Genomic DNA, 545 nt, shown 5'->3' with positions numbered 1-545 from the left:
ACGCGCGCACCAGCGTCTTCTCATCGCCCAAGCTACCACCGCTATTGGCGACCAATACAGGATCCAATACAAACGGGGTATCAGTGCTTATTATTTGCTCAGCAAACAATTGGGTTAACATTGCAATATTGTCCGTGGTACCAAGCATACCTGATTTGATGGCTTTAACAGGCAGATCGTCAAGCACTGCAGTGGCTTGAGCCTTAACTAACGCTGCGTTACACGCTTCAAAACCGAATACCTGCTGTGAGCTTTGAATCGTGACTGCTGTACAAGCAATGGCAGCATGCGCACCTGTCTGACCGATGGCTTCGATATCCGCTTGTAATCCAGCGCCGCCTGAAGGATCCAATCCTGAAAAACACAGTACGACAGGTCGCATAACCACTCCTTTGAGGTATTTTATAATAAATGATAAATACTATAGCCACCTACTGCCAAAAAATCTATCTCAGTCTAGTACCTATAGATTAAGTATAAAATATCAAAACACATGAGACTGTTCTGAGTCATCAATTTAGCAGAGGCATTTTTCTGCAATATGG

1 protein-coding gene is annotated in these 545 nt (G+C 44.2%); it reads right to left on the bottom strand.

Annotated features, from left to right (window positions below):
• Positions 1–382, bottom strand: a 382-nt coding sequence (locus ACS8FC_RS20280; RefSeq protein ID WP_439298108.1) for a bifunctional hydroxymethylpyrimidine kinase/phosphomethylpyrimidine kinase, incomplete at its 3' end; no start/stop codon positions are given.
• Between the last annotated feature and the right edge of the window lie 163 nt (positions 383–545).

The organism is Psychrobacter sp. 1Y4 (genome assembly GCF_051847555.1).
The sequence above is the reverse complement of the archived record's forward strand: the minus strand, read 5'-3'. Positions and strand labels throughout refer to the sequence as shown.